The 15513-nt window shown below is 55.5% G+C and carries 15 protein-coding genes; 9 read left to right on the top strand and 6 right to left on the bottom strand.

Annotated features, from left to right (window positions below; translation table 11 throughout):
• Positions 1-37: 37 nt before the first annotated feature.
• Both pgi and CKW20_RS23245 read right to left on the bottom strand, forming a co-directional pair.
• Positions 38-1702 carry a glucose-6-phosphate isomerase gene (pgi, locus tag CKW20_RS23250; RefSeq protein WP_095054988.1) on the bottom strand — a complete coding sequence of 555 codons (1665 nt, stop codon included), beginning with the start codon at positions 1700-1702 and terminating at the stop codon, positions 38-40.
• 397 nt (positions 1703-2099) lie between these two features.
• Positions 2100-3110 carry a LacI family DNA-binding transcriptional regulator gene (locus tag CKW20_RS23245; RefSeq protein WP_008073818.1) on the bottom strand — a complete coding sequence of 337 codons (1011 nt, stop codon included), beginning with the start codon at positions 3108-3110 and terminating at the stop codon, positions 2100-2102.
• Between the two features lie 518 nt (positions 3111-3628).
• Between CKW20_RS23245 and CKW20_RS23240 the strand changes: the two genes are divergently transcribed.
• The 5 genes from CKW20_RS23240 (at position 3629) to CKW20_RS23220 (ending at position 8983) form a co-directional block, all read left to right on the top strand.
• Positions 3629-5188, top strand: a complete 1560-nt coding sequence (locus tag CKW20_RS23240; RefSeq protein ID WP_095054987.1) for a sugar ABC transporter ATP-binding protein — start codon at positions 3629-3631, stop codon at positions 5186-5188.
• Positions 5185-6207 (top strand): ribose ABC transporter permease, encoded by a 1023-nt coding sequence (locus CKW20_RS23235; protein WP_095054986.1) that lies wholly within the window; start codon positions 5185-5187, stop codon positions 6205-6207. The genes CKW20_RS23240 and CKW20_RS23235 overlap by 4 nt, the downstream gene beginning before the upstream one ends.
• Before the next feature lie 43 nt (positions 6208-6250).
• Entirely contained in the window at positions 6251-7177 is a 927-nt protein-coding gene (locus CKW20_RS23230; RefSeq protein WP_095054985.1) for an ABC transporter substrate-binding protein, read from the top strand.
• Positions 7178-7341: 164 nt separating this feature from the next.
• Positions 7342-7980: a nucleoside/nucleotide kinase family protein gene (locus tag CKW20_RS23225; protein WP_095054984.1), complete on the top strand. Its 639-nt coding sequence runs from the start codon at positions 7342-7344 to the stop codon at positions 7978-7980.
• A gap of 64 nt (positions 7981-8044) precedes the next feature.
• The gene (locus CKW20_RS23220; RefSeq protein WP_095054983.1) at positions 8045-8983 is read left to right on the top strand and encodes a carbohydrate kinase; all 939 of its coding nucleotides are present in this window, start codon (positions 8045-8047) and stop codon (positions 8981-8983) included.
• Positions 8984-9027: 44 nt separating this feature from the next.
• On the opposite strand, the gene CKW20_RS23215 is transcribed toward CKW20_RS23220, so the two are convergent.
• Complete coding sequence (locus CKW20_RS23215) at positions 9028-9240, bottom strand: DUF3079 domain-containing protein (RefSeq protein WP_095054982.1); 213 nt, start codon at positions 9238-9240, stop codon at positions 9028-9030.
• A gap of 180 nt (positions 9241-9420) precedes the next feature.
• Between CKW20_RS23215 and CKW20_RS23210 the strand changes: the two genes are divergently transcribed.
• The 4 genes from CKW20_RS23210 to CKW20_RS23195 are packed head-to-tail and all read left to right on the top strand — an operon-like array spanning position 9421 to position 12521.
• On the top strand, positions 9421-9945 hold the full coding sequence (locus tag CKW20_RS23210; RefSeq protein WP_095054981.1) for an iron transporter: 525 nt from the start codon (positions 9421-9423) through the stop codon (positions 9943-9945).
• Positions 9946-10278, top strand: coding sequence for a cupredoxin domain-containing protein (locus CKW20_RS23205; protein WP_095054980.1), 333 nt, complete (start codon positions 9946-9948; stop codon positions 10276-10278). It begins immediately after the preceding gene.
• Positions 10279-10299: 21 nt separating this feature from the next.
• Entirely contained in the window at positions 10300-11154 is an 855-nt protein-coding gene (locus tag CKW20_RS23200; protein WP_095054979.1) for an FTR1 family protein, read from the top strand.
• A complete protein-coding gene (locus CKW20_RS23195; RefSeq protein ID WP_095054978.1) occupies positions 11142-12521 on the top strand; it encodes a 4Fe-4S binding protein in 1380 nt (459 codons plus the stop codon). The genes CKW20_RS23200 and CKW20_RS23195 overlap by 13 nt, the downstream gene beginning before the upstream one ends.
• Before the next feature lie 15 nt (positions 12522-12536).
• Here CKW20_RS23195 and CKW20_RS23190 read toward each other — a convergent pair whose 3' ends face one another.
• The 3 genes from CKW20_RS23190 to CKW20_RS23180 are packed head-to-tail and all read right to left on the bottom strand — an operon-like array spanning position 12537 to position 15444.
• Positions 12537-13232, bottom strand: a complete 696-nt coding sequence (locus tag CKW20_RS23190) for an anaerobic ribonucleoside-triphosphate reductase activating protein (protein WP_176466953.1) — start codon at positions 13230-13232, stop codon at positions 12537-12539.
• Complete coding sequence (gene nrdD / locus CKW20_RS23185) at positions 13229-13396, bottom strand: anaerobic ribonucleoside-triphosphate reductase (protein WP_038982862.1); 168 nt, start codon at positions 13394-13396, stop codon at positions 13229-13231. Before nrdD ends, CKW20_RS23190 begins: the two co-directional genes overlap by 4 nt.
• 32 nt (positions 13397-13428) lie before the next feature.
• The gene (locus CKW20_RS23180; RefSeq protein WP_095054976.1) at positions 13429-15444 is read right to left on the bottom strand and encodes a ribonucleoside triphosphate reductase; all 2016 of its coding nucleotides are present in this window, start codon (positions 15442-15444) and stop codon (positions 13429-13431) included.
• Positions 15445-15513: the final 69 nt, after the last annotated feature.

Here is a 15513-nt window from a genome sequence, read left to right as displayed (position 1 = left end):
TTAACTCCCACGCACCGGTTTTCGAAAGGGAGAGGCTCTACCCCCGATGACGTCCTCGGAAGAAATCTATAAGACCCTGCGTCGAGGAATCATCAGCCGGTTGCGCGTCATAGCGAGTCAGGAGTCCATGGACGCTGTTACTTAGCTCCTTGCCCAGTTCCACGCCCCATTGATCAAACGAATTGACTCCCCAAATTACGCCCTGGACAAAGACCTTGTGCTCATAAAGGGCGATCAGCGCACCAAGGCTATGTGGATTGATGATCTCAAGAGCAACTGTATTGCTTGGCCGGTTACCGGGGATCACTTTATGCGGCGCCAATCGTTCAATCTCACTGGATGAAAGGCCTTTGGCTTTTAGCTCTGCCTCAGCTTCACTGCGGGTTTTGCCCCACATCAGCGCTTGGCTTTGAGACAAGCAATTGGCGTACAGCCATTCCTGATGATCAGCCACTGGATTGTGGCTGACCACAGGCACAATGAAGTCAGCTGGAATCAGAGGCGTTCCCTGATGCAGCAACTGGTGGTAAGCATGCTGTCCGTTACACCCCACGCCGCCCCAGATTACCGGGCCCGTGCTGCAGGACACTGCCGTGCCGTCATGACGAACACTTTTGCCATTTGACTCCATGTCCATCTGCTGCAGATGCTTCACGAAGTTGCGCAGGTAATGGTCATAGGGCAAGAACGCATAGCTTTGCGCACCCCAAAAGTTGTGATACCAAACGCCGAGTACCGCTAAAAGAACAGGAAGGTTCTGTTCCAATGGTTCGTTCAGGAAATGCTGATCCATAGCGTACGCGCCGGATAGCAGCTCCTTGAAGTTAGCGATGCCAATGGCCAGAGCAATCGGCAGGCCAATGGCAGACCATAGTGAGTAACGGCCACCGACCCAGTCCCACATAGGAAAAATGTTTGCTTCACGGATGCCGAAATCCAGCGCTGCCTGGCGATTACTTGTCACAGCAATGAAATGGCGATATAGCTTCTCTTCCGTCCCACCCTTAGCCAAGTACCAGCTACGAGAAGCTTGTGCATTCTTCAGGGTTTCAAGCGTACCGAAGGTTTTGCTGGAGATGATGAACAGCGTTGTTTCTACATTCAGTCCGGCTGTAACTTCTCGGAATTCACTGCCGTCGATGTTAGCTAGATAATGGCACCGCACCCCATGCCGTGCGAAAGGCGCGAGCGCCTCAGAGACAAGCTCCGGGCCCAGAAATGAGCCACCAATACCAATGTTCACGACATCGGTGATTACCTTGTCGTTGTAACCACGCCACAGATGATTATGGATACGACTCACAACGTCAGTCATCTGCGCCAGGGCGCCATGCACATCGCGCATCAAGTTGCGACCATCGACCATCAAAGCGTCCCCAACTGGTCGCCGCAGCGCGGTATGCAGCACTGGACGTCCCTCGGAGCCGTTGATTTTCTCTCCACTGAACATGGCATGCGCTGCCTGTTCCACGCCTGCCTCACGAGCAAGGTTTACAAGCAATGAACGCGTTTCGTGAGTGATCAGGTTTTTGGAGTAATCCAAAAAAAGCCCGCAGCCCGCCAAGGAAAAGTCTTGAAAGCGTTTGCTGTCATCTCGAAAGGCATCGCGCATACTAAAATTTTTCATGCTCTCCCGATGGTCGAGCAGATTGCGCCATGCCGGCAGTGCAGTTACATCATTCGTTTTGTTGTAGTTATTCATGCTCAGCCCTTCTTCGCCAATACGGCTTGTGCCGTCTCAATCGACCCTTTTTTTGCCATTCAAATGTGGGCGTTTTGTAATTCTGCAAACGCAGAAGCGCCATCACAGGAATAAGCCCTGCATTGTGCAGTTACGACCCAATTATCGGATTTAGTCCCGCGAAGGCCAGCGTTCTCCATCGCGATTCAAATAAATGTCTATCGCTATAACGAAATCATTGAAACCTGAAGAAAACAAAATCGAACTTGGACCACTCAAGCAGCAAACACGTGCACGACAAAAGGAAACCAGGTGCCAGTCATTTAGTTTAAAAGTTATCCAGACGGCGAGACGTGGACAAGCGTCAAATAATTCACGTCTGCACCGCTAGATCCTCAGGACGAAACCCTGAGTACAGTCATTTGGGAGCGCCGCAAGAATCTCGCTGGATTAAAGAGGGTTTCAATCTAATAGTCTGACGTCGACCCTCAGGTTGCTTGATGCGCTTCAATAAAAGCTTCACCGCCTGGGCTCCGAGTTCCTCGAGAGGTTGCGCTACAACTGTCAGTCTTGGGCTAAAAGCATCCGCCCAGTCGAAATCGTCAAAGCCAACCAGCGCGATATCCTTTGGCACCTCAAGTCCCGCTTCACGAAGGGCCTGCATTGCACCAATGGTCATCAAGTTGTTTGCAGTCATTATTGCAGTGGGCGGATGCTCTAGCGATAGCAAACGGCGAGTGGCTTCCATTGCCGGTGCAATCGCCGATTCACCACAGCAAACCAATTGATCTTCGTACTCAATTCCAGCGTCAGCTAAAGCCGCACGGTAGCCGTCAATTCGCTCATGAGAAGAAGACTGAGTCAATCGCCCAGATACCATCCCGATACGCCGATGACCCAGTTTAATCAAATGTGCAATCAACTCTTGAGATGAGTGCTTATTCTCTACCCCCACCTGATCGAAAGACGTCGAGAGCAGTCGATCGATGAGAACCGTGGGTATCTTGTTGGCTTTCAAGTAATTAAATACTCGATTTTCCGGATCATATTCCGAGGCGAGTACAATCCCGTCAACACGTCGCTCATGCAGTGCCTTGACCGCTTTAAGTTCCTGTTCCGGATCTCTTTGCGTGTTGACCAGTATCATCATCAAACCGCTTTTCGCGCATGCCGCTTCAATGGCACGTACTGTTTCACTGAAGTAATAGTTTGAAAGCGTAGCAATCGCCACACCGATGGCACCCGAACCCGAAGAGGAACGAGCCAGAGACCGAGCGAGTGAGTTTCGAATATAGCCTACGGACTCTACAGCCTGATTCACGCTACGGACGGTGTCAGGATGTACTTTACGAGTACCGTTGAGTACATGAGATACCGTAGACATCGATACGTTCGCGGCTCTCGCGACATCGCTCATCTTTGCGCCCACTGTGCATCACTCCTTTTCTCGCGTGATTTGATGGATAGCGCTGAACTCATGTCCAGTTGCTACCTATTGTAAAGCTCACGGCGAGAAAATGCGTCGATGGCTCTCGGAATTGACGCCGGGACGAACCCGCAATTTCGTGAAAGACCCAGCGAGGTGCGCAGTGCATCTGAAGTCTGTGAATCGAGATGGTGGAATCCGCTATGCAGCATAGCCGGGCACTCCTTTTTATTATCGTAGCGATCATCCTGCGAACCAATTAATGGACGCAGCAGCGCTTGTTGAAAAAAGCATAGCCGAGACGAAAGCGCTTGCGCAAGCGCTTTTCTAACATCCTGTTCGAGCTCTCTTTGATCGGGGCTTCCCTAGTGGATGGACATGGAAGTGCTTTCTGGAGAATTCCTCGAACGAAAAGGAAAGCGCTTGCGCAAGCGCTTTCCTTTCGACTATGTTGCTCAAACAAGAACACCGATGAGAGGTTTCAACAGCTTCTCAAATCGGAAGATAAGGAGTTAACAGCTATGCTGAGCACTGGATCTGAAAGCCCCCCTCCTGCCCTATTGGAAATGCATTCCATCTCGAAGTCATTCAATGGAGTGCGCGTCCTGCATGACATTGACCTCAGTATTTTCCCTGGACAAATCCACGCGCTAATGGGCGAAAACGGCGCCGGAAAATCCACTCTGATGAAAATACTATCGGGGGCCTATGTCGCCGACAGTGGCACTATACGAATCGACGGATGTGATATTCGAAACTATGGCGTGAACGATGCGAAGCGCCATGGCATATCCGTCATCTATCAAGAGCTCAGCTTGTGCGCGAATATGAGCGTGGTGGAGAACATCTACCTGGGTAGAGAGATTCGACGATGTGGGGTTATAAACCGCAAGGCAATGACCGAAGGTGCGCTGGTAGTACTCAAGCGACTTGGCGTCACATTTGATCCGCACGCACTGGTCGGCACCTTGTCGATTGCGGACCAACAACTTGTTGAAATCGCGCGTGCAATTCATGCCGATACGCGAATCCTGGTGATGGACGAGCCTACAACGCCGCTATCCACAAAAGAGACCGAAAGTCTTTTTACATTGATTCGCCAGCTACGTGATGATGGCGTCGCGATCATCTATATCAGCCATCGAATGGCCGAGATATACGCATTGTCCGATTTTGTTTCGGTGCTCCGGGACGGTCATTACGTTGGTTCGCTGGATCGCGTCACGCTGTCAGCTGAAACCCTGGTCCGGATGATGGTTGGCCGCGATGTTTCCGGCTTCTACGCCCATGAGCGCTCTTTGTGCTCTTACGAGCAACCGATACTACGTGTTCGCAATCTTACAGATGACTTCAAAATTCAGGATTGCAGTTTCGATCTGTATGCCGGCGAAATTCTCGGGATTGCAGGACTGGTGGGTTCTGGAAGAACCGAACTTGCCCGATTAATCGCAGGCGTCGATGCGTACTCAGGCGGAAAGATTGAAATGGACGGCGAAGCTGTAGTCATACGCTCTACTCGCGATGCAGGTAACGCAGGCATCGTCTATCTGACAGAAGACCGCAAAGCACTGGGCCTTTTTCTCGACATGAGTGTCCACGACAATATCAATGTCTGTGTTGTGGGAAGTGATGCTCGATTTGCCGGGTTTGTGGACCGAACGGCCGGAACTGGACGTACCGAACAAGCAATCCAGGCACTCAATATCAAAGCGTCCTCAGATATCAATGTTGGAGCGCTGTCCGGAGGCAACCAGCAAAAAGTTTTGCTGGCTCGTCTGCTGGAAATGAAGCCCAGAGTATTGTTCCTCGACGAGCCTACATCGGGTGTCGACATTGGGGCTAAATCAGAAATATATAAAATCATCAATGCATTAGCAGCATCCGGCGTTTGCGTAGTGATAATTTCAAGTGAACTACCAGAGATCGTTGGAATTGCCGACCGTGTATTGGTCATGTGTGAAGGTAAACTTGTCACCGAACTCGGTGGCCACAGCGGTCTTGATATCACACCTGAAGCCATTATCGCGTTTGCCACAGGCAGCGACAGGTTGACTCTAGCCAACGGAGACTTAGTCCCATGACTTCCCCACTGCAAAGCAAAGTAGCAAGTGACTTCACCACGCCTGGTGTACGAAGCATCCCCGAAGCTTCCGCGCAGGATAAAATGCGCCAATTGATGAGAGTGGCGGGCATGCTGCCCGTGTTGTTACTCCTTTGTGTAGGCTTTGGCCTGATGAGCGAGAGCTTTTTCTCGGTCCAGAATTTCTCAATCATCAGTCAGCAAGCCTCTATCAACGTGGTATTGGCGTCAGGTCTGACTTTCGTGATTTTGACAGGTGGAATCGACCTTTCGGTTGGTTCGATTCTGGCTGTTTCCGCAGTAGTAGCGCTATTGGTATCGCAAATTCCGGGGTTTGCTCCCCTGGCCATCGCTGCGGGGCTTGGAGTCGGACTACTGCTAGGGCTCGTCAATGGTGTATTGGTTGCTTTTGGAAAGCTACCGGCGTTTATCGTCACGCTAGGCGGATTGACTGCGATGCGTGGAGTCGCACGCCTCATCGGCGAAGACAAAACGGTTTTCAATCCCGACCTGTCCTTTGCTTACATTGGGAACGAAAGTTTGTTCGGGGTGCCATGGCTGGTTGTAATCGCGGTAGTAGTGGTTGCTCTTTCGTGGATTATTCTTCGACGTACGGTATTAGGCGTACAGATTTACGCAGTGGGCGGCAATCCTGAGGCCGCACGGTTGTCGGGAATCAAAGTCTGGAAAGTCCTGTTATTTGCTTATGCCCTATCCGGTTTGTTGGCGGGTGTGGGGGCTATCATGACTTCCGCTCGACTGATGGCGGCCAACGGACTGCAAATGGGACAGTCTTATGAACTCGACGCTATCGCCGCCGTTATTCTGGGAGGCACACGCTTTACAGGAGGCGTCGGCACCATCATCGGTACGCTAATTGGCGCCCTGATTATCGCTACACTTTCCAATGGCCTGATATTGCTGGGAGTTTCGGATATCTGGCAATACATTATCAAAGGTGTTGTCATCATCGGAGCGGTAGCCCTCGATCGCTTTCGGCAGTCAGGTGCACGAACCTGAATCATATATAACCCCCACACTCCAATAACAAGAGACAGTTCTCATGAAAAAAATAATATTTACCGCTGTTTGTACACTCTTGGCATTTAGCAGTGCTCAAGCACGAGAGTTGAAATCCGTCGGGATAACGGTTGGCTCGCTGGGTAATCCTTATTTTGTAGCGATGGTAGATGGCGCCAAAGCCGAGGCACTGCATATCAATCCAGCTGCAAAATTTATCTCGGTGTCGGCAGATTACGATTTGAATAAGCAGTTCACTCAAATCGATAACTTCATTTCTTCGGGCGTAGACTTGATTCTTGTCAATGCCGTCGACCCTGTAGCAATCGCGCCTGCGATTGCGAAAGCAAGGAAGGCAGGCATAGTGGTTGTGGGCGTAGATGTCATGGTGCAAGGTGCCAACGCCACGGTACAGACCGATAACGTCGAAGCCGGCAGGATTGTATGTCAGTACATCTCTGAGAAGCTGGGTGGCAAGGGTAACGTTATTATCCAGAATGGTACGCAGACTTCAGCAGTATTGGACCGAGTCAATGGCTGTAAGAGTGTTTTCGCGCAGGCACCCGATATCAAGGTGCTGTCTGATAATCAAGATGCCAAAGGCTCGCGCGAAGGTGGCTACAGCGTGATGCAAGGCGACTTGACTCGCTTTGCAAAAATCGACGCGGTGTTCGCGATCAATGATCCCCAGGCCATAGGTGCCGACCTGGCAGCAAAACAACTCAAGCGCAAAGGCATCATTATCGCATCGGTGGATGGGGCTCCCGATATAGAGACTGCGCTCAAAAGCGATACACAGATCCAGGCATCCGCCTCTCAATCCCCTTGGGGCCAGGCACAACAGGCCGTAACGATGGGTTATGACCTGTTGAATGGCAAATCTTTGGAAAGCACAACGGTACTGCTTCAACCTTCACTTGTAACCCGGGCTAATGTCATGGAGTACAAAGGCTGGCAAGCTGACCACTGACCGACCACTAAGCGGTTGAGTCAAGTGACATAGGGTCTCTAGCCACCCTCTGTAATGCGGGGAATGGCTGCTGCGAGATGCTCGCAGCAGCCGAACGGCATGAAAATCCCTAGAGGGCGAACCTGTGGGAAGCCTGAGCGACGACTGCTGACGAGAGACTTTGCATGTCTACCGAAACAAAACAAATAGTAAGCACAGAGCTACTCAACTACGTTAAGGCTCTGTCTGGTAATCGAATTGTCGTTGCGCTAGCGGGGCCGCCTGGTGCCGGTAAGTCCACCGTCTCTCAGGCCTTGGTAGAGGCGCTTAATAGCCTTATGCCGGGGAGCGCAGCTGTCGTTCCCGGGGATGGCTTTCATTACGATGACGCGGTTCTTGGATCCTTGAACCTTTTAGATCGTAAGGGCTCACCTGATACATTCGATGTGGGTGGCTTCAGGAGTCTGCTGCTGAGGCTTCGTGCGAACAATGAACCAGCGGTTGCCGTTCCGGTATTCGATCGAATTCTGGAGATATCCCGTTCTGCAGGACAATTGATTTCCTCTGACGTGAAATATCTCATCGTGGAAGGAAACTACCTTCTATTAGACCTCGCCCCATGGTCGTCCTTAATAGACTGTTTTGACGCCACCATAATGCTGCAGGCTGACCGCGAAACCCTGGAAGCGCGCCTGCTTGATCGATGGCGATCATTGGGTTTCGATGAGCCTGCTTCCTATGAAAAAGTTCATCGCAACGACCTTCCGAATGCCGACATTGTGGTGTCGGCCAGCAATATCGCTGATTTCACGATCACAAATTAAGATCCCACTTCGGCCTACGAACGCTATCAACAACTTGTAGCGAACCTTTAAAGAGCGAATGACTATGTATCTGGTATGTGGTGAAGCGCTGTTCGATTTCTTCAGTGAAAACGATGTCAACGCTCAAGCTTCAAAAGTGAACTACAAAGCGATTGCCGGTGGTTCGCCGTTCAACGTCGCCGTCGGCTTGAGCCGTCTGGGCATCGACGTGGCGCTGTTCGCCGGGCTGTCCAGCGACTACCTCGGCCGGCGTTTACAGCAAGTGCTGCAGGAGGAAGGCGTGCGCCCGGACTACCTGCAGGACTTCGACGCACCGACCACCCTGGCGATGGTCGCCGTCGGTGCCGACGGCTCGCCGCATTACAGCTTCCGAGGCGAAGGCTGTGCCGATCGCCAGCTGTTGCCGGGGCATTTACCTGAGTTAGGCGCTGAGGTGCGTGGGTTGCATATTGGTTCGTTCTCGCTGGTGGTGCAGCCGATTGCCGACACCCTGCTGGCCCTGGTCCGCCGGGAAAGCGGCAAACGCCTGATCAGCCTCGACCCTAACGTGCGACTCAATCCAGAACCGAATATCGAACTGTGGCGCGAACGCATCAGCACTCTGGTCGAGCATGCCGACCTGATCAAGGTCAGCGACGAAGATCTGAACCTGCTCTACCCCGAGCGTGATCCGCAGAGCGTGATCCATGGCTGGCTGGAACACCGCTGCCAGCTGGTATTCCTCACCCGTGGCGGCCAGGGAGCAACGGTATTCAGCCGCCGCCATGGCAGTTGGTCGGCGCCGGCCTGCGCGGTGGTGATGGCTGATACCGTGGGCGCCGGCGACACCTTCCAGGCGGCATTGATCGCCTGGCTGACCGAACAGCAGCTGGATTCGGTGGAGGGTTTGCAGCGCTTGAGTCGTGAACAGATCGACGCGATGCTCACCTTCGCCGTCAGCGCCGCCGCCCTGACCTGCAGCAAGACCGGGCCGGACTTGCCTTATCGGCATCAGCTGGATTGATATCTGGTCAGGATCTGTATCGCGGGGATGGCAGCTTTCGCGAGCTAAACGCCATCACCCGCTGTCCTGTCTGTAACGATGAGGGGCTCGATGCCCCAGTCGCCAGGCAAATACCAATCTTCTCCGAACATCTCGGCTGGATGCATCGTACGCTCGGAGCCATTGCCGCACGCCAGGGATTTGGCTGGACAATACCGGTCGCATCCCCAACAGATCCGCTCGGGGTGTTTGGGGTTTATGGGAAAGTTCTTGGCCATTTCGATCTCCGATCATTGAGAGACGTTCTTCCAACCTACAGCCTTTGTGCAAAACCATCCTTGATGGATATCAAGCCCGAGTCATCGGTTTAATTGCTCAAAACTTGATAACAATCATTATTGTTCGCAGCAAAGCTTCCTAGACTCGGGTTCTTACTCGTCAGTGCTCAGGAAGACATCATGCGTACCCACCTCTCACTCGCCCTGCTCTTGCTCGTACCGTTGGCTCACGCAAAGGAATACCCGATCGGGGCACCACAGTTGTGTCCCGGGCTGGAAGTCGGGGCGGTGTATTTGCAGCCGATAGAAATGGCACCTGCGGGGATGATGCGCGCGACCGCGGATTCCGACGTCCACCTGGAAGCTGACATTCGGGCCACTTCGGACAATCGGCAGGGCTTTCAGGAAGGCAGTTTCGTCCCCTACCTGAACGTCTCTTTCAACCTGAAAAAACACGGCAGCGACCCCGAGATCAAAGGCGATTTCCACGCCATGGTGGCCAATGACGGTCCGCACTATGGCGACAATGTAAAGCTGCTCGGCCCTGGTAAATATCAGCTGACGTTCACTGTTCTGCCACCTGGCGGTCATGGTTCCCTCGGGCGCCACACCGATAAGGAAACCGGTGTCGCGCCCTGGTTCGAACGTTGCGAACTGCACTACGAATTCATCTACGCCGGCATCGGTAAAAAAGGCGGCTATTGAATGAAGCGTCTGCATCTTGCCTGGCTGATTGTGGCCGGAACAGTTGCGCCGTTGACGGCCCATGCCGAGTTGCCGAGCTACGAACTGACCCTGCGCGATGGCCACTTTTCCCCTGTCTTGCTCGAGGTGCCGGCCGGACAGCGCTTCAAGATCGTCCTGAAAAATAGCGGTCAGGGGCCGGCCGAGTTCGAGAGCACGCCGTTGCGGGTTGAAAAAGTACTGTCGCCGGGGGTGACAACCTTCGTCGTCATTCACCCGCTCAAGCCCGGCCGCTATCCCTTTTTCGACGAGTTCAATCCGCAATTGCCCGAGGGCGGCATCCTCGCGAAATAACTGTTAGCGCACGGAGTTTTCATGAATCAATCAATGTTCATCGTCTGGCGCGAAAGCGTCGAGGCGTTGCTGGTGATCGGTATTCTCCAGGCCTGGGCCAGCCAGCAAAGCCAAGGTAATCGTTTGGTCAAATACCTGTGGGCGGGAGTAGTGCTGGGGTTGATGCTCTCGGGCCTGCTGGCGGTGTTGATTCTGTTTGCCGGTGAGGCCATGAGCGGGTCGGCCAGTGAATGGTTCCAGGCCGCACTCGCACTGTTTGCCAGCCTGTTAATGGTGCAAATGGTCGGCTGGATGCACCGCCACGGGCGCACCCTCAACCACGATTTGCGACGGCACGCCGATAGCCACCTGGCCCGCCAGGGAGGCGCAGGTCTATTACTGCTGGCCATGCTCGCGATCAGCCGCGAAGGCAGCGAAACGGTGGTATTTCTCTATGGCGCCGGCGCCCGGTTGCGAGGTCCGCAGCTTGGTTTGTTTGCCATCGGCGGCGTGTTGGGGCTGGTGCTGTCGGCGCTGACCATTACGCTGCTGCACAGCAGTCGCCGCTTCATTTCATGGCAACGATTCTTTGCCACCAGCGAAGTCATCTTGCTCATCCTCGGCGCGGGGTTGCTGGTCAGCGGCACCGAACGAATCGGTGGCCAACTGCTCGCCCTGGATGTGCCGGATGTGGTTTACAGCCTCGTAGGCGAAGCGCTTTGGGACAGCAGCCCGTTGCTGAGCGACAGCCATGGATTGGGTGGTTTTTTAGCTGGTTTGGTCGGTTATCGCGCAACGCCCAGCGGCATGACCTTACTGGTGTGGGTCGGTTACTGGCTGGTCGTCAGCGCCTGGCTACGCCAACGTGCGCCGGAAAAAGTCCCATGCCTGAACTGAGCCGGCACAATCGATGGCTCCAGCGCCTTGGTGACGGGATGCGTCGCCATGCGCCCGTCATCCGTGCGGTGCAATGGGCTGTCGTACTGTTTTACGCGGTGCTGTTGGTGACTCCGGCACTGTTGCCGCTGCCGGACAGCCAGGCACAGATACTCGACAACCTGACCTTGCTCGCGCAGTTTCTGTTCTGGGGGATCTGGTGGCCGTTCGTGTTGCTGTCGATGGTGTTCTTCGGTCGACTCTGGTGCGGTGTTCTGTGCCCGGAAGGTTCGCTCAGCGAATGGGCCAGCCATTACGGTAAAGGTTTGGGTGTGCCGCGCTGGTTGCGCTGGGGCGGCTGGCCTACCTTGGCGTTCTGCCTGACGACTCTCTACGGCCAATTGATCAGCGTCTACGACTACGCCCAGGCCGCACTGTTGATTCTGGGTGGCTCGACCGTCGCAGCGGTCATCGTCGGGTTGTTGTTCGCCCGGGGCAAGCGAGTCTGGTGCCGTTACCTGTGCCCGGTCAGCGGCGTTTTCGCCCTGCTCGCCCGACTGGCCCCTGTGCACTTTCAGGTCGATGAACAACGCTGGATAGAGAATGCCGCACCACGCCTGCCGCCACCCAACTGCGCTCCCCTGCTCGATATCCGCCGCCTGCAAGGCGCCAGTGATTGCCACGCCTGCGGACGCTGCAGCGGGCAGCGCGGTGCCGTTCAGCTGATCGCGCGCTCCAGCAATCAGGAGATTCTTCACGCGACGGCGCAGACGCTGTCCCCTTGGGATACGCGCTTGCTGCTGTTCGGCGTGATCGGTTTGGCCATGGGCGCGTTTCAATGGACGGTCAGCCCATGGTTTGTCGCCCTCAAACAATTCCTGGCCGAGTGGCTGGTCGAACACAACCAACTCTGGGCCCTGCAGGACAATGCTCCCTGGTGGCTGCTGACCCATTACCCGCAGCTCAACGACAGCTTCAGCTGGCTCGACGGTTTCAGCATCGTCGCTTACCTGAGCTTGAGTTCGATCGTGCTCGGCACGGCGTTGATGCTGCTCCTGCGCCTGACGGCCCGACTGGCGCGAGATCGCACACTGTATTGGCCCCTGGCGCTGACACTCACGCCCTTGGGTGGTGCCGGACTGTTTCTCGGGCTGTCGGCTACCACCGTCAAATTACTGCGTTATGAAGGTCTACTGCTGGAGTGGGTACAACCGGCCAGGGCCTGTCTGTTATTGGCCGCGATGGGCTGGAGCCTGCTACTGGGTTGGAAACGGCTAAGTCGCGAAGGTCTTTCCCAAGTGCGACGCGGGTCCGCAATCGCTTGCCTGCTCCTGGCCGAAGGCATGGTGGGATTTGGCTGGTGGTTGCAATTCTGGGGCTGGGCTTGAGTTCCCCAGCCCCCGTTACCCCCGCAACACGAAGGCTGGGAACAACTCGCGCATGGCCTCCCACAACTCTGGCAGCAACGCTTGAGCCGAAACGCTCGGCAACAGCGGATCGAACATCCGCTCGGTGCGAACCAGTTGCACGGCGAAGCGTTTGACGCCAAGCGCATTCAAGCGTTTTGCCAGGATCAGCAGACGCGCCGGCTCGAACAGATGCCAATGCACGGTGGTGCGACATTCGTAGTCCACACCACTGGCCAGCAGATGCTCAAGGCTGCGCCAGTTAGCCGTTCCACTGCCCTCGACCCGGGTGATGGCCTGGCAATCCTCGGGCAACGCCTTGACGTCGAAACCGACCCAATCCGCACCAGTCAATGCCTTGGCGAAGGCGGCAGGCTTGATCCCGGCGCTGTGCAAGCCGATGCGAAATCCCATGTCCCGCACTTCATCCATGGCGCCGAGCAAGCCGTCCTGCAAAGTTGGCTCACCGCCGCTGAACACCACCGCATCGAGCAAGTCCTGGCGACGTTGCAGAAACGCCAACACCCGCCGCCAATCCACTTCCTCACTGCCACGAGGCGGAATCAGCTGCGGGTTATGACAGTAACGACAACGCCAGGCGCAACCCTGGCAAAACAGCACGCAGGCGAGCTGTCCCGGATAGTCGATAGTGGTCAGGGGCACCATGCCCCCGACCCGAAGCATTCGACTCATTGGCGCCCGGCCAGTGCCGCGCTTTCAGTGAAGTGCGCGCGTTCGCGGTGCTCCGACTGTTTACCCGGATTGAACGCCGACACAGGACGGTGATAGCCCATCACCCGGGTCCAGACTTCGCAGCGTTGACGTTGAGCCTGGGGCAGTGTTTGCGATGCAGTCATGGTGAAGCTCCTTGCGGTTGAGTGGATCGAAATCAATGAACAGAGCCGGCTTTCTGCTCTTGCAGCAGCAGGGCCTCGTCGCATTTGGGGCAGAACTCATGTTCGCCATCGAGGTAGCCGTGCACCGGGCAGATGGAGAAGGTCGGGGTCACGGTCAGGTATGGCAGGCGGAAACGTCCAAGGGCCTTGCGCACCAGTTGCTTGCAGGCTTGGGTCGATGAAATCCGCTCGGCCATGTACAGATGCAGGACCGTGCCGCCGGTGTATTTGCATTGCAGTTCGTCTTGAAGTTCCAGGGCCTCGAAGGGGTCTTCGGTATAGCCCACAGGCAGTTGCGAGGAGTTGGTGTAATACGGCGCCTGCACACTGCCCGCCTGTAGAATGTCCGGATAGCGCTTGAGGTCTTCCTTGGCAAAGCGGTATGTGGTGCCCTCCGCCGGTGTCGCTTCCAGGTTGTAGAGATGACCGGTTTCTTCCTGAAAGCGCAGCAACGTGGCGCGCACATGGTCCAGCAGATTCAGGGCAAACTGCCGGCCATGTTCGGTGTGCATGCCCTCCTCGTCACCGGTGAAATTGCGCAGCATTTCATGCATACCGTTGAGGCCGATGGTGGAGAAATGGTTGCGCAGGGTCCCGAGGTAACGCTTGGTGTACGGGTACAAACCGGCATCCATGTGGTGCTGAATGACCTTGCGCTTGACCTCCAGGCTCTCCATCGCCAGTTCCATCAGCGTGTCCAGGCGCTGCAACAGACCACTGGTGTTGCCCTTGAACACATAGCCCAGACGCGCGCAGTTGATGGTCACCACGCCGAGTGACCCGGTCTGCTCCGCCGAACCGAACAAACCTCCACCGCGCTTGAGCAACTCGCGCACATCCAGCTGCAACCGGCAGCACATCGAACGCACCTGATTGGGCTGCAGATCCGAGTTGAGGAAGTTCTGGAAGTACGGCAAGCCGTAACGCGCGGTCATCTCGAACAAGCGGTCGGCGTTTTCACTGTCCCACGGAAAATCATGGGTGATGTTGTAGGTCGGAATCGGAAAGGTGAACACTCGCCCTTTCGCATCGCCAGCCTGCATCACCTCGATGTAGGCGCGGTTGAGCAGGTCCATTTCGACCTGCAGGTCGCCATAGGCAAACGGCATTTCCTCCCCGCCGATGACGGGTATCTGCTCACGCAAATCCTGCGGGCACACCCAGTCGAAGGTCAGGTTGGTGAACGGCGTCTGGGTGCCCCAGCGCGACGGCACGTTGAGGTTGTAGATGAACTCCTGGATCGCCTGGCGCACCTCCTGATAACTCAGCTGGTCCTTGCGCACATAGGGTGCCAGGTAGGTGTCGAACGAGCTGAACGCCTGAGCACCGGCCCATTCGTTTTGCAGGGTGCCGAGGAAATTCACCATTTGCCCCAGGGCACTGCTCAAGTGCTTTGGCGGACCGGCTTCGACACGCCCCGGCACACCGTTGAGCCCTTCGTGCAACAGGGTGCGCAGCGACCACCCGGCGCAGTAGCCGGCGAGCATGTCCAGGTCGTGCACATGCAAATCCGCCTCGCGGTGGGCCTGGCCGATGGCCTCGCTGTACACCTCGTCCAGCCAGTAGTTGGCGGTGACCTTGCCCGACACGTTCAACACCAGCCCGCCCAGGGAATAGCCCTGATTGGCGTTGGCCTGGACGCGCCAGTCTTCACGGTCCAGGTACTCGTTCATCGAGGTCGCCACTTCGACCATGGTCCGGCGGTCGCGACGCAAACGCCCGTGTTGTTCGCGGTAGACGATGTAGGCGCGCATGGCGAAGAAGAAACCGGCGTCCATCAACACCCGTTCGACACGATCCTGGATCTGCTCGACATGCAGCCTTGGCAGACCTTCCAGTCGGGCGAGTACCGCCTGAAGCAAGCCTTCAACCTCAACCTCGGTGTACTCCCCGGTTGCCTTGCCGGCGGCGATCAACGCCTGACGGATCTTGTCCGCATCAAAGGCGACCAGACTGCCATCGCGTTTGTGCAAGCGGTTACATCCTACTGAGATCAGCGTGCTCTGCATTCGGCCTCCAGATACTACATATAGATGTTTACAAACAAACAAACACAACATGCAGTAAAGGCTACGGAC

It is taken from the genome of Pseudomonas sp. Irchel s3b2, from assembly GCF_900187445.1.
GTDB lineage: Bacteria > Pseudomonadota > Gammaproteobacteria > Pseudomonadales > Pseudomonadaceae > Aquipseudomonas.
Note: the sequence above shows the minus strand (reverse complement) of the source record. Positions and strands in the feature narration are given on the sequence as shown.

Coding starts and splice junctions, on each gene's coding strand:
- CKW20_RS23225 (WP_095054984.1), top strand. CDS start 7,342: ATGTCTACCGAAACAAAACAAATAGTAAGCACAGAGCTACTCAACTAC.
- CKW20_RS23180 (WP_095054976.1), bottom strand. CDS start 15,444: ATGCAGAGCACGCTGATCTCAGTAGGATGTAACCGCTTGCACAAACGC.
- CKW20_RS23240 (WP_095054987.1), top strand. CDS start 3,629: ATGCTGAGCACTGGATCTGAAAGCCCCCCTCCTGCCCTATTGGAAATG.
- CKW20_RS23220 (WP_095054983.1), top strand. CDS start 8,045: ATGTATCTGGTATGTGGTGAAGCGCTGTTCGATTTCTTCAGTGAAAAC.
- nrdD (WP_038982862.1), bottom strand. CDS start 13,396: ATGACTGCATCGCAAACACTGCCCCAGGCTCAACGTCAACGCTGCGAA.
- CKW20_RS23235 (WP_095054986.1), top strand. CDS start 5,185: ATGACTTCCCCACTGCAAAGCAAAGTAGCAAGTGACTTCACCACGCCT.
- CKW20_RS23190 (WP_176466953.1), bottom strand. CDS start 13,232: ATGAGTCGAATGCTTCGGGTCGGGGGCATGGTGCCCCTGACCACTATC.
- CKW20_RS23230 (WP_095054985.1), top strand. CDS start 6,251: ATGAAAAAAATAATATTTACCGCTGTTTGTACACTCTTGGCATTTAGC.
- pgi (WP_095054988.1), bottom strand. CDS start 1,702: ATGAATAACTACAACAAAACGAATGATGTAACTGCACTGCCGGCATGG.
- CKW20_RS23210 (WP_095054981.1), top strand. CDS start 9,421: ATGCGTACCCACCTCTCACTCGCCCTGCTCTTGCTCGTACCGTTGGCT.
- CKW20_RS23195 (WP_095054978.1), top strand. CDS start 11,142: ATGCCTGAACTGAGCCGGCACAATCGATGGCTCCAGCGCCTTGGTGAC.
- CKW20_RS23200 (WP_095054979.1), top strand. CDS start 10,300: ATGAATCAATCAATGTTCATCGTCTGGCGCGAAAGCGTCGAGGCGTTG.
- CKW20_RS23215 (WP_095054982.1), bottom strand. CDS start 9,240: ATGGCCAAGAACTTTCCCATAAACCCCAAACACCCCGAGCGGATCTGT.
- CKW20_RS23205 (WP_095054980.1), top strand. CDS start 9,946: ATGAAGCGTCTGCATCTTGCCTGGCTGATTGTGGCCGGAACAGTTGCG.